This window comes from Roseateles paludis (assembly GCF_039872745.1).
Lineage (GTDB): Bacteria > Pseudomonadota > Gammaproteobacteria > Burkholderiales > Burkholderiaceae_C > Pelomonas > Pelomonas paludis.
On sequence record NZ_JBDPZD010000002.1, the window covers coordinates 1,048,605 to 1,069,406 of the forward strand.

The 20,802-nt window shown below is 68.8% G+C and carries 15 protein-coding genes; 3 read left to right on the top strand and 12 right to left on the bottom strand.

The features are described from left to right. Positions 1-12: 12 nt before the first annotated feature. Positions 13-2,295, bottom strand: a complete 2,283-nt coding sequence (gene bglX, locus ABDJ85_RS10710; RefSeq protein WP_347704745.1) for a beta-glucosidase BglX — start codon at positions 2,293-2,295, stop codon at positions 13-15. Positions 2,296-2,459: 164 nt separating this feature from the next. Between bglX and ABDJ85_RS10715 the strand changes: the two genes are divergently transcribed. The 3 genes from ABDJ85_RS10715 to ABDJ85_RS10725 all read left to right on the top strand — a co-directional run bounded on the left by ABDJ85_RS10715 (position 2,460) and on the right by ABDJ85_RS10725 (position 5,534). After that, positions 2,460-3,263 (top strand): AraC family transcriptional regulator, encoded by an 804-nt coding sequence (locus ABDJ85_RS10715; protein ID WP_347704746.1) that lies wholly within the window; start codon positions 2,460-2,462, stop codon positions 3,261-3,263. Between the two features lie 18 nt (positions 3,264-3,281). After that, complete coding sequence (locus ABDJ85_RS10720) at positions 3,282-3,785, top strand: DUF3237 domain-containing protein (protein WP_347704747.1); 504 nt, start codon at positions 3,282-3,284, stop codon at positions 3,783-3,785. A 126-nt stretch (positions 3,786-3,911) separates the two neighbouring features. Beyond that, entirely contained in the window at positions 3,912-5,534 is a 1,623-nt protein-coding gene (locus tag ABDJ85_RS10725) for a methyl-accepting chemotaxis protein (RefSeq protein ID WP_347704748.1), read from the top strand. Positions 5,535-5,539: 5 nt separating this feature from the next. Here ABDJ85_RS10725 and galB read toward each other — a convergent pair whose 3' ends face one another. Genes galB through ABDJ85_RS10780 form a run of 11 tightly spaced genes read right to left on the bottom strand, consistent with a single transcriptional unit; the run spans position 5,540 to position 20,538 of the window. Beyond that, positions 5,540-8,299, bottom strand: a complete 2,760-nt coding sequence (gene galB, locus ABDJ85_RS10730; RefSeq protein ID WP_347704749.1) for a beta-galactosidase GalB — start codon at positions 8,297-8,299, stop codon at positions 5,540-5,542. Positions 8,300-8,342: 43 nt separating this feature from the next. Continuing rightward, positions 8,343-9,437, bottom strand: a complete 1,095-nt coding sequence (locus ABDJ85_RS10735; protein ID WP_347704750.1) for a protein-glutamate methylesterase/protein-glutamine glutaminase — start codon at positions 9,435-9,437, stop codon at positions 8,343-8,345. After that, positions 9,437-9,976, bottom strand: a complete 540-nt coding sequence (locus ABDJ85_RS10740) for a chemotaxis protein CheD (RefSeq protein WP_347704751.1) — start codon at positions 9,974-9,976, stop codon at positions 9,437-9,439. Before ABDJ85_RS10740 ends, ABDJ85_RS10735 begins: the two co-directional genes overlap by 1 nt. After that, a complete protein-coding gene (locus ABDJ85_RS10745) occupies positions 9,969-10,784 on the bottom strand; it encodes a CheR family methyltransferase (RefSeq protein ID WP_347704752.1) in 816 nt (271 codons plus the stop codon). The genes ABDJ85_RS10740 and ABDJ85_RS10745 overlap by 8 nt, the downstream gene beginning before the upstream one ends. Beyond that, complete coding sequence (locus ABDJ85_RS10750) at positions 10,781-11,329, bottom strand: chemotaxis protein CheW (protein WP_347704753.1); 549 nt, start codon at positions 11,327-11,329, stop codon at positions 10,781-10,783. Before ABDJ85_RS10750 ends, ABDJ85_RS10745 begins: the two co-directional genes overlap by 4 nt. A 6-nt stretch (positions 11,330-11,335) precedes the next feature. Beyond that, positions 11,336-13,984, bottom strand: a complete 2,649-nt coding sequence (locus tag ABDJ85_RS10755; protein WP_347704754.1) for a methyl-accepting chemotaxis protein — start codon at positions 13,982-13,984, stop codon at positions 11,336-11,338. A gap of 36 nt (positions 13,985-14,020) precedes the next feature. Continuing rightward, positions 14,021-16,876: a methyl-accepting chemotaxis protein gene (locus tag ABDJ85_RS10760; RefSeq protein ID WP_347704755.1), complete on the bottom strand. Its 2,856-nt coding sequence runs from the start codon at positions 16,874-16,876 to the stop codon at positions 14,021-14,023. Further along, positions 16,870-19,113 (bottom strand): chemotaxis protein CheA, encoded by a 2,244-nt coding sequence (locus ABDJ85_RS10765; protein ID WP_347704756.1) that lies wholly within the window; start codon positions 19,111-19,113, stop codon positions 16,870-16,872. Before ABDJ85_RS10765 ends, ABDJ85_RS10760 begins: the two co-directional genes overlap by 7 nt. A 19-nt stretch (positions 19,114-19,132) precedes the next feature. Then, positions 19,133-19,477, bottom strand: coding sequence for an STAS domain-containing protein (locus tag ABDJ85_RS10770; protein ID WP_347704757.1), 345 nt, complete (start codon positions 19,475-19,477; stop codon positions 19,133-19,135). 3 nt (positions 19,478-19,480) lie between these two features. Then, positions 19,481-19,846 (bottom strand): response regulator, encoded by a 366-nt coding sequence (locus tag ABDJ85_RS10775; RefSeq protein ID WP_347704758.1) that lies wholly within the window; start codon positions 19,844-19,846, stop codon positions 19,481-19,483. A 20-nt stretch (positions 19,847-19,866) separates the two neighbouring features. Next, positions 19,867-20,538, bottom strand: coding sequence for a hypothetical protein (locus ABDJ85_RS10780; RefSeq protein ID WP_347704759.1), 672 nt, complete (start codon positions 20,536-20,538; stop codon positions 19,867-19,869). Positions 20,539-20,802 lie beyond the last annotated feature (264 nt).

Genomic DNA, 20,802 nt, shown 5'->3' on the forward strand with positions numbered 1-20,802 from the left:
CGGGTCCTGCCCTCACCGCCCCTTCACCTCAAACTCCCCACGCAAGCCCGCCAGGGAGTCCCCACCCACCCACACATCCCGAACCCCCGTCTCCACGGCCCAACGGCGCGAAACCGGGCTCCAGAACTTCAGTTCATCCGGGCCCACCGGGAAGCTGACCACCCGCTTCTCGCCCGCAGCCAGCGTCACGCGCTGAAAGCCCTTCAACTCCCGCACCGGCCGCGCGGCACTGCCAGCGCGCTGGTGCACGTAGAGCTGCACGACCTCGTCGCCGGCCACGGCGCCGGTGTTCTCGACGGTGACGGACACCTGCAAGCGGCCGTCGGGATGGATCGCCGCGCGATCGAGCTTCATGTCGCTGTAGCGGAAGCTCGTGTAGCTCAAGCCAAAGCCGAAGGGGTATAGCGGCTTGGACGTGAGGTTCGCGTAGCGTGAGGTGAACTTGGGATCGGTCTCGTCCGCATGGGTGCGGTTGTGGTTGTAGTAGACCGGGGCGTGGCCGGTGCTGCGCGGCCAGCTCACGGGCAGCTTGCCGCCCGGGTTGACGGTACCCGAGAGCACGTCGGCAATCGCGTTGCCGCCCTCGGTGCCAGGGAACCAAGCCTCGACGATGGCGGGCACGTGCTCGGCGGCCCAGCTGATGTCGAGCGGCCGGCCGTTCAGCAGCACCAACACCACGGGCTTGCCGGTGGCGACGACCGCCTCCAGCAGCGCCTGTTGGTTGCCGCCCAAGCGCAGGTCGGAGGTGGATGCCGCTTCGCCGCTCATGTTGGCGCGCTCACCCAGCACCATCACCACGGCCTCGGCCTGCTGCGCGGCCTGCACGGCGCGCGCTTGCTCGGTGGCCATCTCGGCAGCGGGCATCAGGCTGGGCGCGGGCTTGCCTTGATCAGCATCCCAGGGCAGCGGGTAGGCGCGCTGCATGTCGCCGCCGCGCACGAAGTCGACGGTCGCCTGCGGCCAGCGGGCACGGATGCCTTCCAGCACCGACACCGCTGCGCCGGCCGCTTCGAGCGTCCAGGAGCCCTTGATGTCTTCGGCCGAATCGCCCAGCGGGCCGATGACGGCGATGCGCTTGAGGTTGGCCTTGAGCGGCAGCAGCGCGCCCTCGTTGCGCAGCAGCACGATGGACTTCTGCGCAGCCTCGCGCGTGGCGGCGCGGTGAGCTGGATCGTTGAGCACAGCGTCCTTGCGCGACGGGTCGCCATAGGGGCGCTCGAAGAGGCCCATCTGGACCTTCACGGCCAGCACCTCGCGCACCATGTCGTCCACCACCTTGATAGGCAGCTTGCCGGCCTTGACGAGGCCGGGCAGGTGCTTGAGATAAGTATTGCTGCCCATGTCCATACTCACGCCGCCGCTCAAGCCGCGCGCGGCCGCATCCACCTCGTCAGTCGCGTAGCCGTGGACCTTGAGCGAGTGCACGGCCCAGGCGTCGCTGATCACAAAGCCCTTGAAGCCCATCTCCTGGCGCAACACGTCGCGCAGCAGCCAGGCATTGCCCGAGGCCGGCACGTCGTTGAGCGTCATATAGGCCGACATCACCGTGCCGGCACCGGCGTCCACGGCGGCCTGGAAGGGCGGCAGGTAGACATTGCGCAACTGCACCTCGGGCACATAGACGGAGTCGTAGTCGCGCCCGCCGTCGGCCGCGCCGTAGGCGGCAAAGTGCTTGACGCTGGTCAGCACGCGCTCGGGCGTGCCGAGCTTGGGGCCCTGGAAGCCGCGCACCTGGGCGCGCGCCATCGCGATGCCCAGGAAGGTGTCCTCACCCGCACCTTCGACGATGCGGCCCCAGCGGGCATCACGCGCGATGTCCACCATGGGCGAGAAGGTCCAGTTGACGCCCGACACCCAGGACTCCCTGGCCGCCATGGCCTGGGCGCGCTCGACGAGGCCCGGGTCCCAGCTCGCGGCCATCCCCAGGGGCACGGGGAAGACGTTCTTGTAGCCATGGATCACGTCGAAGCCGAACAGCAGAGGGATGCCGAGCCGGCTCTCCTTCATGGCCACGCGCTGCATGCGCTCGATGTCGGCTGAGTTGATGGTCCAGAGCACCGAGCCCGCCTTGCCGGCGCGGATCAGCTCGTCGGTGGTTTCCTTGTTGGGGCCGGGCATGCCGGCACCGAGCTGCGTGAGCTGGCCGATCTTTTCGTCGAGCGTCATGCGCTTGAGCAAGGCCTCGACACGGCGCGTGACGGCTGCATCGGCCGGCGCCTGCCCAGCCTGGGCGCTGCTCACCAGGGAGGCCAGCGCAAGCAGCAGGGCACGGGGCAGCGAGAGGGGCAACGACACGGCGGATCGGGCTCGGCTCACGGGCGGTCTCCAATTTTTTGAAAGCGGTGCCAAACGGCAAAGGAGGCGACTCTAGCCAGCCGCCCCGGGGGCCGTGAATCAAGGCGCGGGTGATCCGCCTATAACATCGGACGATGCGCGGCGTGATCGGATCGACCGGGCCCATGATGCCCATGACCGGCTACTTCAACAGCCGGCGCGAGGCCCGTGGCTGGGCCGAGGGCAACCTCGCGCACTGGAACGGCTACTTCACGTTGCGGGGCAAGGGCGAGGTGGCCTTTGACGGCGAGACCGTGCAGACCCGCCCGGGCGAGCTGCTGCTGCTGGCCCCGGGCCACCCGCGCCGCTACCGCATCCCCGAGCCGCGCATGGGCTGGGAGTTCTACTGGCTGCACTTTCGCTCGACGCCCCGGCTGACGAGCCACCTGCCCTGGTTCGACCCCGCCACACGCTGGCAGCTGCACGCGGTGGCCGACGTGTCCTTGCGTGTCACCTTGGCGACGCAGTTGGAGGCGGCGCACCACTTCAACCTGACCGAGCCCGACCTGCCCGGCCGCGAGCCCATCGTCGAGGCGCTGCTGGAGGCCTTTTTGTTGCGCGTGGCGGCCGCGCAGGCGCGGCCTGAAGGCGCGCGCGAGATGGACCCGCGCATCGAGCAGGTGCTGGAGCAGTTCCACTGCGAGCTGGCCGCACCCTTCAATATCGACCGGCTGGCCGCGCATGCGGGCCTGTCGCGCTCGCAGTTCTGCCTGCTGTTCAGGCGCGGCACGGGGCTCTCGCCCCAGGCTTACATGGAGGCGCGGCGCCTGGAGATGGCGGCACACTATCTGCGCACCACCGCCCAGTCCGTCGCCGACGTGGCCGAGATGGTGGGCTTTGCCAGCCCGTTCTACTTCACCAACCGCTTTCGCCGCCGCTTTGGCCGCAGCCCGTCCGACTACCGGGCCGCACCGCAGGGCGCACGCTGACACCTCACCACCGCCGCCATGATCCGTCGCTCCCTGTTCCTGCTTGCCTTCCTGCTCCCCCTGGCCACCGCACGCGCGGCCGACGCGCCCCCCGCTGGCCCCGAGACCGAGTTCGCCTTCGAGGAGATCGTCACCATCGGCGCCGCCGTGCCGGTGGGCCGCACGCCGCGCGGGCAGCGCCAGTTCATCCCCATCACCGGCGGGCGCTTCGAAGGGCCGCGCCTCAAGGGCAAGGTGCTGTCCGGCGGCTGGGACTGGCAGCTGATCCGCCCCGACGGCCACATCGACATCGACGCCAGCTACTTCATCCAGGCCGACGACGGCACCGTCATTCACATCCACAACCGTGGCACGCTGTTCAAGCGCGGCGAAGGGGTCTACGACATCAAGACCTTCGTCAACTTCGAGGCACCGCTGGGCCCGCACCAGTGGCTCAACGAACACAGCTTCGTCGGCACGCTGGGCGGCGCGCCGGCCAGTGAAGGGCCGGCGGTGCGCATCCGCTTTTTCCGGATCAAGTGACGGGTGTGAAGCGCGTCACGCCGCGCTGCGGCTGACGCGCGCTTAGCCGCACGGGGCTGCACAGAATGTTCGGCTTGCCGCCGAGTGCGGCCGACTCGAACCTTCCGGCCCCCTGCCCCCTTGCCCATGCCCTACGCCTCGTCCAGTGCCCCCTCGTCCAGCGGCTTCTTTGCGCACCACGGTCTGTGGGCACCCGGTGTGCGGCTCTTCCGCCAGCTGCGCTTCCCGAGCAAGGCACTGCTGATCTCCGCCTGCTTTGCCTTGCCGCTATTGGGCCTCTTGGTCTGGCAACTGCTGAGCGGCGCTGCCGACGCCCGCGAAGCGCGCGAGGACGCGCTGCGCCAGCACGTCGAGGTGGCGCACGGCGTGCTGCAGTGGGCCTACGGGCTTGAGAAGGCCGGCACACCGCGTGAACAAGCCCAGGATGCCGCCCGCAAGGCGATTGCCCTGATGCGCTACGACGGCAATGAGTACTTCTGGCTCAACGACATGGAGCCTCGGGTGGTGATGCACCCCATCAAGCCCGAGCTGGACGGCAAGGAGGTAGGCGACCTGAAGGACCCGAACGGCAAGTACCTGTTCCGCGCCTTTGTGGACGTGGCCAAGCGCCAGGGCAAGGGCTTTGTCGAGTACCAGTGGCCGCGCCCGGGCAGCGAGGCGCCGGTGGACAAGCTCTCCTACGTGATGGCCTTTGAGCCCTGGGGCTGGGTACTGGGCACCGGCACCTATGTGGACGACCTGCGCACCGCGCTGCGCCAGCGTGTGACCCGCGTGGTCGTGGTGGCCCTGGTGGCGCTGCTGCTGGCGGGCTACTTGTTCTTCTCGTTCTACAAGGTGATGGGAGGCGGCCTGAGCGAAGTGCGCCGCTACCTCAACGCCATCGCCCAGGGCGACCTGACCCACCGGCCCCGCGCCTGGGGCAATGACGAGGCGGCCTGGCTGCTCAACGACCTGTCCACCATGCAGGACTCGCTGGCCACCGTGGTGGCGCGGGTGCGGGCCTCCAGCGACCGCATCGTCAGCTCCAGCGACGAGGTGGCACAAGGCGCGCAAGACCTCTCCACCCGCACCGAGGCAGCGGCCAGCAATCTCGCGCAGTCGGCCTCGTCGATGCAGCAGATCTCCACCACCGTGGCCAATGGCTCGGGCCTGATCGCCACCGCTGCCGACGTGGCGCGCCGCAATGCCGGCACCGCCACCGAAGGCGGCGCCGTGATGTCCGAAGTGGCCAGCACCATGGAGGAGATCCGCAGCGCCTCGGCCCGCATCGCCGACATCATCGGCACCATCGACGGCATCGCCTTCCAGACCAATATCCTGGCGCTGAACGCTGCTGTGGAGGCCGCTCGCGCCGGTGAGCAAGGCCGCGGCTTCGCCGTGGTGGCGGCCGAGGTGCGCTCGCTCGCGCAGCGCAGCGCGGGTGCCGCCAAGGAGATCAAGACCCTGATCCAGTCCAACGTCGAGAGCGTGGAGAGCGGCACCCAGACCGTGCGCCGCGCGGCCGGCACGATCCAGAACATCGTCGAAGAGTCCCGCAAGGTGGATGGCCTGCTGGCCGAGGTGGCCAACGGCTCGCGCGAGCAAAGCCAGGGCATCCAGCAGATCGGCGCCGCCGTCCAGCAGCTGCAGCAGAACACCGAGCAGAACGCCGGCCTCGTCGAGCAGACCGCTGCAGCCGCCGCCAGCATGAAGCAGCTGGCTGATGCGCTGGCTGACGAGGTCTCGCGCTTCCGTCTGCCGCAGGCCTGAGCCGGCTACCTGAGGCTGCTGCGCAGCGACGCGCTGGTGGCGCCCAAGCCCACAGCCTGCACCTGCACGCGCAAGGCTCCCGCTTGGCCTGCCCGCGTGCGCAAGATGGCAAGGGCCTGGCCGCTGAAGGCCTTGCGCGTCAGCGACGGGAAGGCCTCCAGGTCGGTCGCATCGCCGTTGTCCGTGGCCACGATCTCGCCCGGCCCTTCGAGGCTGAACTGCAGCCGGTTGTCGGCACGCGGCACGGGCTGGCCTTGCGCGTCGGTCACCTGCACGGTCACGAAAGCCAGGTCCTGCCCATCGGCCCGCAGCTCGGTGCGGTCCACGCTGACGCGCAGCTGGGCCGCCGGGCCCGCCGTGCGCACCGTGTCGGTGGCCCAGGGCTGGCCCTTGCGGTAGGCCACGAGCTTGAGCTCGCCCGGCTCGTAGACGACCTCATCCCAGCGCAGCCGGTACTCGAAAGCGCCCATCTTCTTGCGGCCGAGTGAGCGGCCGTTCAAGAACAGCTCGGCCTCGTCGCCGCTCGTGAAGGCATGCACCGGCGTGACCTGACCCACACGCTCGGGCCAGGTCCAGTGCGGCAGCAGATGGGCCATGGGCAGCTCGGGGCGCCAGCGGGCCTGGTAGAGGTAGGCGCGGTCTTTGGCGAAGCCGGCGAGGTCGAAGATGCCGCAGTAGCTGCTGCGCGAGTCGTAGTAGGGCGTGGGCTCGCCGAGGTGGTCGAAGCCCGTCCAGACGAACTCGCCGGCCACGAAGGGGTGACGGTCTTGCGCGGCAAAGACCTTGTCGGCCGAGGAGCCGAAGTCCACCGCATGCAGCTCGTAGCTGGACACCTGGCGGGCTTTGGAGTCGCCGCCCCGGCCATCGCGCGTGATCGAGGTGCTGGCCGTCGACACGGGGAAGAGGTAGACGCCCCGGCTGCTGAAGGCGGAGGCCGTCTCGGTGCTGACCACCGCTTTGCCCGGGAAGCGCGTGCGGAAGGGCTGGTACTGCGGCGGTGTGCGGATGCGGTCCGTGCCCTCGAACTCGGGCTCCTGGCGGATGCCTTCGCCCTGGTAGTTGAGGCCGATCACATCGACCTCGGCCGGCAGCGGCATGCTGGGCTTGGCGAAGTTCATGGCCGTGGTGGTGGGGCGCGTCGGGTCTTCCTCGCGCACGATCTGCACCAGGCGGCGCGCCACAACGGCGCCGCGCTCGCCGGTGTACTGCTCGCCCACTTCGTTGCCCACGCTCCAGAGCACGACCGAGGGGTGGTTGCGGTCGCGCCGCAGCATCGCGCGCAGGTCGGGCTCAGACCAGTCGGGGAAGACGAGGTGGAAGTCGAGCGGCGTCTTCTTCAGCTCCCACGAGTCGAAGATCTCGTTGATGACGAGCAGGCCCATCCGGTCGGTCAGCTCCAGCAGTTCGGGCGCGGGCGGGTTGTGCGAGAGCCGGATGGCGTTGACGCCGATGCCCTGCAGCAGCTCCAGCTGGCGCTCGGCCGCACGCAGGTTGAAGGCCGCGCCGAGAGCGCCCAGGTCGTGGTGGTTGTTGACGCCCTGGATGCGCACGTGCTGGCCGTTGACCAGCAGGCCCTGCTGCGGGTCGAAGCGGACCTCGCGGATGCCAAAGCGCGTCTCGTCGCGATCCACCACCTGGCCGCCTTGACGGACGCGCGTGATGCCCACATAGCGGTGCGGCTGTTGCTGCGGCAGCGGGCCCCAGAGCCGGGGCTTGAGGACCGTGGCCTCGCCCTTCAACGTCTGCTCGGCGCTGGCCGCGAGCTGCACGGTGGCAAAGCGGATGCGGGCCACGGCGGGGCCCTGGGGCTGGCCGTTGCTGCCGAGCGCGAAGAACTCGGTCTCCACCTGGGCGCGTGCCGCCTGGCTGCCACGGTTGGTGATGGTGACTTCCATCGTCAGCCTGGCCTTGTCGGCCGAGACCTCCGGCGTGCGCACGACCGTGCCCCAGTGGCCGATCTGCACTGGCGCCGTCTTGGTCAGCCAAACGTGGCGGTAGAGGCCGGCGCCTGGGTACCAGCGGGCGGACTCGGGCGGGTTGTCGAGCCGGATGGCGAGCTGGTTGGACTTGCCGGGCTCGGCATAGGGCGTGAGGTCCACCCGCCAGCTGTTGTAGCCATAGGGCCAGCCGCCCACCAGCTTGCCGTTGAGCCAGACGGTGGCATAGGCCATCGCGCCATCGACGTCGAGGTAGAGCGACTTGCCGGCGTCAGTGGCCGGGATGTCCAGCGCGCGCCGGTACCAGACCGGACCCCAGGTTTGCAGACGGCCCATGCCGCCATAGGGACCGGTGGGCAGGAAGGGGCCGGCTGCCGCCCAGTCGTGCGGCAGCGTGACGGCCTGCCAGGCGCTGTCATCAAAGTCGGGCCGCATCACGGCCAGCTCGGCGCCGGGGTGGCTTGCGGGGCGCAGATGCCGCTTGGCCGGGTCGCCGATGAAGGGGTTGGCGGTGGGCAGGATCCAGGGCTTGAGCACGCCCTCGCGGGACTGGGTCTGCACGGCCTCGTCGGGCCGCGCATCGGCCACCTTGCCGTCGGCCGACTGCGTCACCTCGGGCCGCACGTCGTAGATCAGGCGCGCAGCGGCGGGCTCGGGGTCGCCCTTGTGGAAGCGCCAGCCGGTGTCGAGCCGGATGCGCTCGCGCGGGGCGAGATCCGGCGTGTCAGGGGTGAGGCGCTGGGCCTGGGCTGGCAGGACCAGGCTGCATAGAAGCAGCGCGGCCAGGCACAAGCGCGGGCAAAGGCGGGAAACGGCGGCGTGGGGCATCGACAAAGGCGCGAGAGCGCAGGCGGCAAGCGCCGGATTCTGCCTACGCCCGCGCCGCCCCCAACAGCACTTCGGCCATCTCCGCCAGCGGCACCGAGCGCTCGGCCGCCGCCATCTCCACCGCAGCCTTGGGCATGCCGTAGACCACGCAGCTGGCCTCGTCCTGCGCATAGGTGTGGGCGCCGGCCTTGCGCATGGCCAGCAGGCCGCGCGCGCCGTCGTCGCCCATGCCGGTGAGCAGCGCGCCCACGGCGTTGCGGCCGGCGCATTGGGCCACCGAGCGCAGCAGCACATCCACCGACGGGCGGTGGTGGTTGACCAGGGGTCCGTCCCGCACCTCGACCAGGTATTGCGCGCCACTGCGGCGCAGCATCATGTGGTGGGCACCGGGCGCGATGAGCACGCGGCCGGGCAGCACGCGGTCGCCGTCCTTGGCTTCCAGCACGTCCAGCCCGGTGCAGCCGCGCAGGCGCTCGGCAAAGGCCTTGGTGAACTGCGCCGGCATGTGCTGCACGATGACGATGCCAGGCGGTGCGGCATTGCGGGCCGCCAGTTGCCGCAGCAGGCTCTCCAGGGTCTGCACGCCGCCGGTCGAAGCACCGAGCGCGATCAGGCTGTCGGTCGTCTGGGCCATGGCCATGTTGGTGTCGGCCGGGCTGGGCAGCGGGGCACGGGCCGGCGCGCCGGCGGCCATGGGCGTGGCGGGCGGCATGGGTGGCATGGGAACCAAGGCACGCAGGTTGGCCCGCCCGGCCGCCGTCACGGCGGCGACGAGGCCGTTGCCGGCGTCCTCCAGGAAGCTGCGCAGGCCGATCTTGGGCTTGGTGACAAAGCTCACCGCGCCGGCGGCCAGGGCCTGCAAGGTGGTCTCGCAGCCGGCCTCGGTCAGCGTCGAGCACATCACCACCGGTGTGGGCCGCTCGGCCATCAGCTTGCGCAAGAAGCTGATGCCGTCCATGCGCGGCATCTCCACGTCGAGCACGATCACGTCGGGCCAGTCGGCCTGCAGCTTGGGCCAGGCAAAGAGCGGGTCGCTGGCGGTGATGCAGACCTCGATGCCGGCCTTCTCCAGCAGCTCGGTCAGGTGCTTGCGCACCACGGCGGAGTCATCGATGACGGCCACTCGCAAGGCGCACATCAGCTGTCCCTCGCGGTGACCTTGACCGGCGGGCCGCGCCGCACATCGACGAGGCCGGTGCGCAGGTCAATGCTGACGTGGCGCGGCACGTCGTCGCCCACGTCGATGCCGTCAATCTGGAAGCCGTAGCGGTCGATCATGGTCCAGGCCTGCTCGATGTTGCGCTCGCCGACGTTGAACTTGGTCTGCGTGGCGCCCGAGAGCGTGTCGGCGCCGCCGTAGAGGTGGCAGATGAAGTCGCTGGGCTTGGCGCCGGCGCGCTCGATGGCATTGAGCAGGGTCAGCACGGCTTCGTCGCCATAGCGGCCATCGAGTTTCTCCTCGGGGCGGCGCACGCGGTTGGGCAGCAGGTAGTGGCACATGCCGCCCAGCTGCCGCTGCGGGTGCCACAGCGTGATGGCAACGCAGGAGCCGAGCAGGGTCTTGAGCAAATGGCGCTGGCCAAAGTAGAGCTCGCCGGGCAGCAGGCTGATGACCGGGCTGCTGCTGGCGTGCCAGCCGATGGTCTGCGATGGCAAGGGCGCAGGCGGGCTACTCATGGCGGTAGATGGCGGGGGCCACAGGTGCCAGCGGCAGGCCCAGGCCCGAGAGCGACTCGGCATGCCCGGTGTAGAGCACGCCGTCGGGCTTGAGCTTGGTGATCACGCGCCGCACGATGTCGGCCTTGGCCGCGGGCTCGAAGTAGATGAGCACGTTGCGCAGGAAGATGACGTCGAACATCGGCAGCTGATCGGGCAGCGGCTGTGTGAGGTTGGCGCACTGGAAATCCACCCGCGCACGCAGCTTGCGGTCGATCAGCATCTGGCCCTCGTAGGGCCCTTCGCCGCGCAGGCAGTAGCGCCGCAAGAAATCCTGCGACAGGCTTTGCGCACGGTCCAGCGCATACAGGCCCGTGCGCGCGGCCGCCACCACGGTGGTGGACAGGTCGGTGCCGTGGATGCGCCAGGGCGTATCGCCCAGCGTGTCGTCCAGCTGCATGGCGGCGCTGTAGGCCTCCTCGCCCGAGGAGCTGGCGGCACTCCAGACGCGGAAATCGCCCTTGCGGCCCTGCGGGCCCGAGTGCTTGCGGGCGCGCTCGCGCAGGTCGGCAAAGTGCGCGGGCTCGCGAAAGAAATAGGTCTCGTTGGTGGTGAGCCGGTCCACCACGGCCACCTCGGCGGCCTTGGGCAGTTGGCCACGCGTCAGGCGCTCGATGAAGCTGTCGAGGTCGTCGTGGCCGTGCTCCAGCGCCAGGCGGTGCAGGCGGCTCAGCACCAGCGCGCGCTTGGCATCGGTCAGGCGGATGCCCGAGACCCTCCAGAAGTAGTCGCAGACGCTGCGGAAGGCGGCGTCGGAGAGCTTGCTCATCCCGCCCTCTGCCCGTGCCCCTGCGACTGCCCTTGCGACTGCCCCTGCCCGATCAGGCGCGCCAACTCGGGCGGCGACAGCGTGTGCGCCAGGTTCAGCAAGCAGGCATAGCTGTCACGCACATTGACCATGCCGGCCACGAAGGCGGGCGGCACCAGCATGCCCAGCGGCGGCACGGCCTCGACGGCCGTGGACTCGACGTCCAGCACCTCGAAGACGGCGTCCACCAGCAGGCCCATGGCCAGCATGTCATGACCCTGGGAGTCGGGCACCTCGACCACGACGATGGCGCTGCGCTTTTCCACCACGGCCCGCCCGAAGCCAAAGCGTGCGTGCAGGTCCACCACCGGAATCACGGCGCCGCGCAGGTTCATCACGCCGTGCAGGAAGTCGGGCGTGCGCGGCAGCACCGTCAGCCGGCCATGCTCCAGGATCTCGCGCACCACATCGATGGGCACCAGCAGCTGGGCCTGCCCACAGGCAAGCCGCAGCATCTGGCGCAGGCCGGTAGCGGCGTTCGATTCGACGAGGTCTGCGACGCTCATGTGACCTCAGAAGCGCTTGAACTTGGACTCATCGACGCCCCCTTGCGGCTGGGCGCCGTCCGGGCCGTCACTGCCCCAGGGCCGGGCCGAGGTCTGGCCCTGGCGGCTGCGCGGGCGGGCACTGCTGCCCGGTGCGGGCCGCGCCGGAGCAGCGGGCTCTGGGCGGGCGGCGGGCTCGCTGCGGCGGCCGCGGGCTGGGGCTGCGGCATCGCCACCGCCGCCTGACCGAAGCAGCTTGAAGTAAGCCATCAGCTCCTGCAACTGCGTGGCCTGGGCCGACAGCTCCTCGGCGGTGGCAGACAGCTGCTCGGAGGCCGAGGCGGTCTGCTGCGTGGAGCTGGACAGGTGGTTCATGGCGCCGGTGATCTGCTGCACGCCGTCGGCCTGTTCGCCCGACGCGGCTGAGATCTCCTGCACCAGTTCGCTGGTCTTCTGGATGGACGGCACCATGGAGCTGAGCAGATGCCCAGCCTCCTCGGCGAGCTTGACGCTGGAGCCGGCCAGGTTGCCGATCTCCTGCGCCGCCACCTGGCTGCGCTCGGCGAGCTTGCGCACCTCGGCCGCGACGACCGCAAAGCCTTTGCCGTGCTCGCCAGCCCGTGCAGCTTCGATGGCTGCGTTGAGTGCGAGCAGGTTGGTCTGGTAGGCGATGTCGTCAATGATGGAGATCTTGGTGGCGATCTGCTTCATGGCGTCGGCTGTCTGGCTGACGACCTGGCCGCCTTGCATGGCCTCGCCCGAGGCCTGGGTGGCCATGCGGTCGGTGACGTTGGCGTTGTCTGCGTTTTGCTTGACGCTGGCAGCCATTTCCTGCAGCGAGGCGGTGGTCTCTTCGACGCTGGCGGCCTGCTGCGAGGCCGAGTGCGACAGCGACTGCGAGGTCTGCGAGACCTGCTCGGCAGCAGCGTTGAGCTGCTCGGCCGCCACCGTCACTTCGCGGATGGTGCCGGACACCGTGTCCACCAGGGTGTTGAAGCGCTCGCCCAGCATGCTGAAGAAGGCGTCCTTGCCCTCCAGCTCGATGCGCTGCGTGAAGTCACCTTGCACCGCGCCTTCGACGATCTGATTGATCTCGTGCTCGGCCGCCACCTCGGCCGTGCGGTCCTTCCACTCCACGACGGTTCCCAGGCGCGCGCCCTGCGCATCGACGATGGGGTTGGCCACCAGGGAGAAGGTCAGGCCACTGATCTGGATCTCGGTGCGGTGCTCCGCCTTGAGCGCGCCGAGCAGGTTGCGCTGATGCGCCGGATTGCGGTGGAAGCTGTCGAAGTTGGCGCCCAGCAGCCGGCTTGCATCGAACTGCGGCAGCACCTTGCGCAAACTAGCCTCGTTACGCTGCATCATGGCCTGCACCGAGTGGTTCAGGTAGACGATGTGGCCGTCGGCGCCAGCAATCATCACGTTGGTGGAGCAGGTGTCGAGCGCCTGCTTGACGCGGGCGTTCTCAGCGGCCATGGCCTGCTCGCGCTCCTGCGCCGCCAGCTCGGCGGTGATGTCCTTCCACTCCACCACCATGCCCAGGCGCTTGCCCTGGCGCACGATGGGATTCACGATCAGGTCAAAGCGCCGGCCCCCGATGTGCAGGCGCGTCTTGTGCACGCCGCTCAGCCGGTCCAGCATGCCGCGCTGGTGCGAGGGCTGCTTGTGGAAGCTGTCGATATTGGTGCCCACCACGGTGGCGGCGCTGAACTGCGGCAGGTCCTTGCGGATGTCGGGCTCGGCGGTGGCCAGCATGGCCTGCAGCGAGGCATTGGTGTAGATGATGTTGTAGCTGGCGTCGGCCACCATCATGTTGGTGGCGGCCACATCCAGCGCCTGGCGGATGCGCTCGGCGTCCTCGGCGCGGCGCCGCGTGTCAGCGAACTCGAAGCCGAGCCGCGTCTGCACGCGCCGCAGCGCCATCATCATTTCGCCGGTCTCGTCACGGCTGCCTCGCTCCACGATGCCATCGAAGTTGCCCTGCCCGAACTGCTCCAGTTGATCTCCGGCGGTGCGCAGCACGCGCGCCACGCGCGCCACGGTCTGCAGCACCAAGGCAGCCGCGAGCGCCGCCACTCCGAAGAAGAAGCCGGCCCCCAGCAGATTGCGGCTCAGCAGCACACCGCCCATGGCGCCTGCCACCAGCAGCGCAACCATCAAGATCGCAAAGCGCTGCAACAGGGCCAGTTGCTGCCAGGTCCGCGCCAGACCTGACAGCCATGAGGTCTTGACCGCCACGCCGTCCTGGATCCTGAGCCCACTGGCACGGCCCTCGCGGAAGCGTCGGTACAGCTCGTCAGCGGCGTCCACCTGAGTCCGCGTCGGGCGCGTGCGCACGGACATATAGCCAACGACTGCGCCTCCCTCCTTGACCGGCGTGGCATTGGCCACCACCCAGTAGTGGTCGCCGTTCTTGCAGCGGTTCTTGACCAGGCCGGTCCAGGGCCGCCCGGCCTTGAGCGTGGTCCACAGGTCCTCGAAGGCCTCCTCCGGCATGTCGGGGTGGCGCACGATGTTGTGCGGCTGGCCGATCAGCTCGTCGGTGGTGAAGCCACTCGCCTCGATGAAGTCGTCATTGACGTAGGTGATGCGGCCCTTGAGGTCGGTCTTGGAGACGATGGTCATGCCATCCCTCAGCACGTACTCCTGCTGGGTCACGGGCAAGTTGCTGCGCATGGGGACTGCTCCTTGGTGGCGACGGCTGGGCGCTTATCAGCGCCGCTGTCGCGTTCCGGGCGCCGAGACGTCGGCGTCGATCTTGAAATAGGCCATCAGCTCCTGCAGCTGTGTGGCCTGGGCTGACAGCTCCTCGGCAGTGGCAGACAGCTGCTCGGAGGCCGAGGCCGTCTGCTGCGTGGAGCTGGACAGGTGGTTCATGGCGCCGGTGATCTGCTGCACGCCGTCGGCCTGTTCGCCCGACGCGGCTGAGATCTCCTGCACCAGTTCGCTGGTCTTCTGGATGGACGGCACCATGGAGCTGAGCAGATGCCCAGCCTCCTCGGCGAGCTTGACGCTGGAGCCGGCCAGGTTGCCGATCTCCTGCGCCGCCACCTGGCTGCGCTCGGCGAGCTTGCGCACCTCGGCCGCGACGACCGCAAAGCCCTTGCCGTGCTCGCCAGCCCGCGCAGCTTCGATGGCAGCGTTGAGCGCGAGCAGGTTGGTCTGGTAGGCGATGTCGTCAATGATGGAGATCTTGGTGGCAATCTGCTTCATCGCGTCGGCTGTCTGGCTGACGACCTGGCCGCCTTGCATGGCCTCGCCCGAGGCCTGGGTGGCCATGCGGTCGGTGACGTTGGCGTTGTCTGCGTTTTGCTTGACGCTGGCGGCCATCTCCTGCAGCGAGGCGGTGGTCTCTTCGACGCTGGCGGCCTGCTGCGAGGCCGAGTGCGACAGCGACTGCGAGGTCTGCGAGACCTGCTCGGCGGCAGCGTTGAGCTGCTCGGCCGCCACCGTCACTTCGCGGATGGTGCCGGACACCGTGTCCACCAGGGTGTTGAAGCGCTCGCCCAGCACCCGGAAGAAGGGCTCCTTGCCTTCGAGCTCAATGCGCTGGGTGAAGTCGCCGCCCACGGTGGCCTCGACGATCTGGCTCATCTCGCGCTCGGCGGCCACTTCGCCGGTGCGGTCCTTCCACTCCACCACGGTGCCCAGGCGCTTGCCTTGGTCGTCGAGGATGGGGTTGGCCACCAGGGAGAAGGTCAGCCCGCTGACCTGGATCTCGGTGCGGTGTTCGCCCTTGAGGTTGCCCAGCAGGTTGCGCTGGTGGCCGGGGTTGCGGTGGAAGGCATCGAAGTTGGCGCCCATCAGGCGGCGCGCGTCGAACTGCGGCAGCGACTTGCGCAGCGCGCCCTCGTTGCGCTGCATCATGGCCTGCACCGAGTGGTTCAAATAGACGATGTGGCCGTCGGCGCCAGCGATCATCACGTTGGTGGAGCAGGTGTCGAGCGCCTGGCGCACGCGCGAGTTCTCGGCAGCCACGGCGGCGGCGGCCTCCTGAGCGGCCAGCTCCTCGGTGCGGTCCACCCACTCGACGATGGTGCCGGCGCGCTGACCCTGGGCATCAAAGACGTGGCTGAAGCCCAGGTCGAACACGCGGGCGCCCAGCTTGACGCGCGCGGTGTGCGTGCCCTTGAGTTGCTCGAGCGTGCCGTGCAGCTGGCTGGGGTTGTTGTGGAAGCCTTCGATGCTGGCGCCCATCAGCTCGGCCACGGCAAAGCGCGGCACGCTGGCGCGGATCTCGGCTTCGTGGCGGCCCAGCATCGCTTGCAGCGACTTGTTGGCGTAGAGCACGCGGTAGTCCGGGCCGGCCAGCATCACGGCGGTGGCCGAGTTGTCGAGCGCCTCCTTGATGCGGCCGTTCTCGGCGCTGATGCGAGCGTCGCGCGCGATGCGGTCCTTGAGCTGGCTCTGCATGTCGCCCATGGCGGCCAGCAGGCGGCCCACTTCGTCGCGGGCGCTGTCGTGGGTGTCGAAGTCCAGGTCACCCGAGGCCACGGCCTGCGCGGCGCGCACCGCGCGCTGCATGGGCACGCTCACGGAACGCACGATAACCACGCCGACGGCCAAACCAGCGGCCAACAGCGCCAACAGGCTGCCCAGAAGGATGTTGCGGTTGCGTGTGCCGCTGTGGATGCGTTCGTGCAGCAGGTCTTCCAGCGCATTGGTCGCCGCTACATGCAGCTCATACTGTGCGTTCACCGCACGGGTGCCGAGCGCAAACAGGTCCGACCCCGACATGCCGGGCTTGCTGCTCATCACCTCGGCACGTGCCTTCTCGTCGAAGCTCCGGCCCGAGGCCTCGGCTTCGCGCAAAGCCTGGTCCAACTTGGTCTTGAGCTCAGGGCGAAGGGCGATTGCCTTGTCCAGCTGCTGCTTGGCACGCGCCAACCAGAACTCGGCGTTGCGCGCGATGTTGACCACATCGGCGCGGTCAACACCGCTGACGTCCTTGCTCTGCTGCAACTGCACCAGCAAGGCTGCACCGCGCCCGCGGGCAGACGCCAGGGCCTCGGCGACTTGCGGCAGCGAGTCCACCACCGTCGTGACCACGTAGTAGCTTTCTGCCACGGGGTCCAAAGCCAAGCCGGACTCATCGCCGATGACCTCGATCAAACCCAAGGCACGGCGCACCAACTCGCCATGCGCTGCAAAGCTGGCTCCAACATCCAGCTGCTTGGCGCCAACTCGCTCAGCCACCTGCTGATAGTCACGCGCCAGCGTCTGCAGGGCTGCCATGCTGTTCTTGTAGCCACCGCTGGCTGTCAGCAACTTGCCAAGCTCGTCGAGCTGGCGCTGAACAGCCGCCGCCGACTCGCGCCGCCGACTGACGGCGTCTGCGTCCCCCTGCAGTGCCATGCCAGAGAGGCCGCGATGCGTCTGCAGCTCCTTCATCAGCAGCAGCGAAGGCCGGATGTAGTCGAGGCCACCATCCTCTTCAACAGCCACCCGGATCTGCTCATTCTCGTCGTGGACGACGTGGTAAAGCGGCACCGACGTTGCCACCACGCCGATCAGACCCAGTAACAGGAAGCGCTGCCACAGCAGCAACTTGCGGAAGGCATTCAACATGGTCGTTCTTTCGCCAGTTGTCCGTGATGAGGAGATGGGCTCTGGGCGTCCAGAGCCTGCGCATGGGCCAGCAGCCCGCCGATGTCGAGCACCAGGGCTACATCGCCGGAGCCGAGGATGGTGGAGCCGGCCAGGGCCTTGAGGTGCTCGAAGATGCTGGAGAGCGGCTTGATGACGGTCTGGTGCTCGCCCATGAGGCGGTCCACCACCAGGCCGACGCGCTGGTCAGCGTGGCGCACGACCACGACGCTGCGGCGCGAGCTGGCCGTCAGCGGTGTGGGCTCGACGCCGTAGAAGCGCGCCAGGTCCAGCCAGGGCAGCACCTCGCCGCGCAGATTGAAGGTGCCGCTGACGCGCCGTGAGTCGTCGTGCTCGGGTGGCACGTCGATGCACTCCGACACCGAAGCCAGCGGCAGCACATAGTGCACGCCACCCACCAGGGTGAGGAAGCCATCGATCATGGCCAGGGTCAGCGGCAGGTTGATGCGCGTGGTGGTGCCGTGCCCGGTTTCGCTGGACAGCTGGATGGTGCCGCGCAGCGACTCGATGTTGCGCTTGACGACGTCCATGCCCACGCCGCGCCCGGAGATGTCGGTCACAGCATCGGCCGTCGAGAAGCCGGGCAGGAAGATCAGCTGCCAGACCTCGTGGTCGCTCAGGGTCTGGCCTGGCTGAACGAGGCCGCGCTCCAGCGCCTTGGCCAGGATGCGCTCGCGCGCCAGGCCCTTGCCGTCGTCAGCCACCTCAATGACGATGGCGCCCGCCTTCTGGTAGGCATTGAGGGTCAGGCGCCCGGTGGCGGCCTTGCCGGCGGCGATGCGGTCGGCGGCCAGCTCGATGCCGTGGTCCAGGCTGTTGCGCACCAGGTGCATCAGCGGGTCGGCGATCTGTTCGACCATGGACTTGTCGAGTTCGGTGTCGCCGCCGCTCACCACCAGTTCAATGTCCTTGCCCAGCTGCTTGGAGAGGTCGCGCACCACGCGGTGGAAGCGGCCAAAGGTCTCGCCAATGGGCACCATGCGCAGGCCCAGCGCGGCATCGCGCGTGTCCTGCACCAGGGTCATCACGCGCTCGGCGGCTTCCAGCAGCGGGGTCGATTGTTCGAGGTGGGCCACCATCTGGGCGCCGGAGCCGGCAATCACCAACTCGCCGATCAGGTCGATCAGGTGGTCAAGCTTGTCGGCCCGCACGCGCACGAAGCGGGTCTCGTCGCCGGCGCGGCGGTCGCGGCCGCCATTGCGCCGGTCGCCCTCGCCACTGCGGCGGTCATTGCGGTTGCTGGGCGCGTTGGGGTCACGCCGCTCGATGTGGGGCACGGCGGCGGGGGCGTCGTCCTCCGCCGCATCCGGCGCAGCGGCCGGCTCGATGCGCAGCGGAAAGCGCAGGCCCAGGGCCTCCCAGCAGGCAAAGAGCGCGGCGCGCGCCTCGGCCGCATCGCCGCAGCGGTGCTGGGCTAGGTCTTCAAAGTCGGCGGGGGGGCTGCCGGGCGGCAGGATGCGCAGGTCGCAGTCGTCGAGCGCGAACTCGAACACCGATTCCAGCTCCTCGCGGCTGGTGCTGTCACTGAGCAGGCGCAGCTCGAAGCCGATGTGGCAGGCCTCGGCATCCAGGCTGTCCAAAGCGGGGATGGTCTCGGACAGCAGGCGGATGCGTGAGGCATCGCCGAGCTTGGCCAGGTAGCGCAGGAAGGCCAGCGGGTCGAGCCCATTGCGCAGCGCATCAGGCCCGAAGCGAACGGACAGATGCCAGCACGGCGGGGCATCCGGGGTGGCCTCGTGTTCAACCGCATGGGCCAGCGCGGGGGCTGGCGCGGGCGCCGATGCAGGGGGCGGGGCGCCGCGCAGCGCACGCAGGCGCGCAACCAGCGCCAAACCCAGGGCGTCGGTGTCAGGCGAGGGCTCGGCGTCACTCAACTCCGCCAGCAAGCGGCTGATCTGGTCGCGGCTGTCGAGCAGCACGGCCACAACGGGCTCGGAGAGCACCAGCTCACCCGAGCGCAGGGCTTCGAGCAGGGTCTCGGCCTCGTGGGTGAACTGCACGACACGGGTGAAGCCGAACAGGCCCGCCGTGCCCTTGATGGTGTGGGCGGCGCGGAAGGCGGCGTTGAGGCTCTCGGCATCGGACGGGTCGGACTCCAGCACCAGCATGGCGTCCTCGAACTGCTGAAGCATCTCCTGCGCTTCGTCGCTGAAGCCAGCCACGGCCTGGGCCAGGATCTCGGCGTCGTCATCGCTCATGCCCATGCTCATGCTCACCTCAGTCGGCAAAGGCCAAGGGTTCGAGGCTCTGGTCCAGCCCGTAGGTCTGCAACGCGGCCAACACCACGGCGCTGGGCGATTGCAGGCTCAAGGTCTGGCCTTGCTGCACCAGGCCGCGCTTGAGCGCCAGCATCAGCTGCAGGGCCGCGCTGTCGAACTCCTGCACGGCCGAGGCGTCGAGCACCCAGGGCTGCGGCGCGTCAGCGGCATCCAGCAGGCGCGGCAGCCAGTCGGCATGCAGGGCCGAGGCTTGCACGATGTTGAAGTCGGCCGGCGCGAGCAAGCTGACGCCGCCAGACGCGGCTGTGGCCGCCGGCTTGCGTGAGGCTGCCTTGCGGGCCATGGCTCAGACGCAGAGCTTGTTGACAGCGTCCACCAACTGCGAGGGCTGGAAGGGCTTGGTGATCCAGGCGCGCGCGCCCGCCGCCTTGCCCTCGGCCTTCTTGGCCTCCTGGGATTCCGTGGTCAGCATGATCACGGGCACAAACTTGTGAGCCGGCAAGGTCTTCAAGGTCTTGAGGAAGGTCAGCCCGTCCATGTTGGGCATGTTCACGTCACACACGATGAGATTGACCTTGGCGCCCGCCAGCTTGGCCAGCGCGTCCTTGCCGTCACCGGCCTCCATCACCGTGTAGCCAGCCTTTTGCAGCGCCAGCTTCACCACGGTGCGAAAGCTGCCCGAGTCGTCGACGACCATGATGGTTTTGCTCATATCCGTTCAACCTCTTCACATCAAAAGAACTGGACGCCACCGGTCGTTGCAGCCGGCCGCTCACCCTGGTGAACGGCCACCTGCTCGGCGGTGGTGTAGGTGGATTTCAGGTGCGCCAACCACTGCTCGACGGCTGCGGCATCCAGGGTTTCGGCCTGCTTCAGCTGCTCGGCCATGCGTTGCTGGTCAAGCTTGATGACGTCGATCATTTGCCCCACGCGGTCCACCATCTGCATGCCTTGCAGGGCGGCATCGCAGAGCGCTTCGGAGCGGGTGACGGCCAGGTGCGTATGCGCCTTGTCAGGCACGGGCAGCTCCAGCGCCTGTTTAAGGTTCTCCTGCTCCTGCATGAGGCCGGCAAAGTCGGACATCACACGCTCGCCGCCCTCGCGCAGCTCGGTGCCCAGCAGGTCGAGCTGCTTGCTCCAGAGCGGCAGCACACGCTGCAGCAGCTCGTGCGTGCGAGCGCGCGCGGCTTCGGTCGGGTCGGCCACGGGGGGACGCAGGATGGGCGCCGGCGGCCACAGCGCCGCGAGCCAGGCAATGCAGGGCAAGGCAAAGAGGGCCAGCCAATCGCCGTGCAGGGCCAGCACCACCGACAGCAATACCAGCAGCACCAGCACGGCATGCGCATAGCGGCGCGCCCGCGCAAGCTTCGCGACGGTCTCGTGCGAGTCAGAGAGCGTCAGCATGGGGTGCGCAATGCAACGGGGGCCGGCAGCATGTCTGGAATCCTCCCGGCTTCATCGCGACCACTTGATGAAGCCTTGCCGGCCAGCATAGGAACTTACGCGCTGTCTGAACGGAGCAAGTGGGCCGGATGTGTGCGTTTGTTCCGGTCCGGCGCGCCCCGGGTGCCGGGTGTTGCGGGGCACGGCGTGCGCATTGCGCTCGGGCCAATCGGGGGTGCTGCATGCTGCCAACTTCCAGGAGCCGGCAACGCCAGCCGCCCGGGC

Excerpts from the sequence above, each read along its gene's own strand:
- ABDJ85_RS10715 (WP_347704746.1), top strand. The coding sequence starts at position 2,460 with ATGATGCCCATGACCGGCTACTTCAACAGCCGGCGCGAGGCCCGTGGC.
- ABDJ85_RS10720 (WP_347704747.1), top strand. The coding sequence starts at position 3,282 with ATGATCCGTCGCTCCCTGTTCCTGCTTGCCTTCCTGCTCCCCCTGGCC.
- ABDJ85_RS10725 (WP_347704748.1), top strand. The coding sequence starts at position 3,912 with ATGCCCTACGCCTCGTCCAGTGCCCCCTCGTCCAGCGGCTTCTTTGCG.
- galB (WP_347704749.1), bottom strand. The coding sequence starts at position 8,299 with ATGCCCCACGCCGCCGTTTCCCGCCTTTGCCCGCGCTTGTGCCTGGCC.
- ABDJ85_RS10735 (WP_347704750.1), bottom strand. The coding sequence starts at position 9,437 with ATGTGCGCCTTGCGAGTGGCCGTCATCGATGACTCCGCCGTGGTGCGC.
- ABDJ85_RS10740 (WP_347704751.1), bottom strand. The coding sequence starts at position 9,976 with ATGAGTAGCCCGCCTGCGCCCTTGCCATCGCAGACCATCGGCTGGCAC.
- ABDJ85_RS10745 (WP_347704752.1), bottom strand. The coding sequence starts at position 10,784 with ATGAGCAAGCTCTCCGACGCCGCCTTCCGCAGCGTCTGCGACTACTTC.
- ABDJ85_RS10750 (WP_347704753.1), bottom strand. The coding sequence starts at position 11,329 with ATGAGCGTCGCAGACCTCGTCGAATCGAACGCCGCTACCGGCCTGCGC.
- ABDJ85_RS10755 (WP_347704754.1), bottom strand. The coding sequence starts at position 13,984 with ATGCGCAGCAACTTGCCCGTGACCCAGCAGGAGTACGTGCTGAGGGAT.
- ABDJ85_RS10760 (WP_347704755.1), bottom strand. The coding sequence starts at position 16,876 with ATGTTGAATGCCTTCCGCAAGTTGCTGCTGTGGCAGCGCTTCCTGTTA.
- ABDJ85_RS10765 (WP_347704756.1), bottom strand. The coding sequence starts at position 19,113 with ATGAGCGATGACGACGCCGAGATCCTGGCCCAGGCCGTGGCTGGCTTC.
- ABDJ85_RS10770 (WP_347704757.1), bottom strand. The coding sequence starts at position 19,477 with ATGGCCCGCAAGGCAGCCTCACGCAAGCCGGCGGCCACAGCCGCGTCT.
- ABDJ85_RS10775 (WP_347704758.1), bottom strand. The coding sequence starts at position 19,846 with ATGAGCAAAACCATCATGGTCGTCGACGACTCGGGCAGCTTTCGCACC.
- ABDJ85_RS10780 (WP_347704759.1), bottom strand. The coding sequence starts at position 20,538 with ATGCTGACGCTCTCTGACTCGCACGAGACCGTCGCGAAGCTTGCGCGG.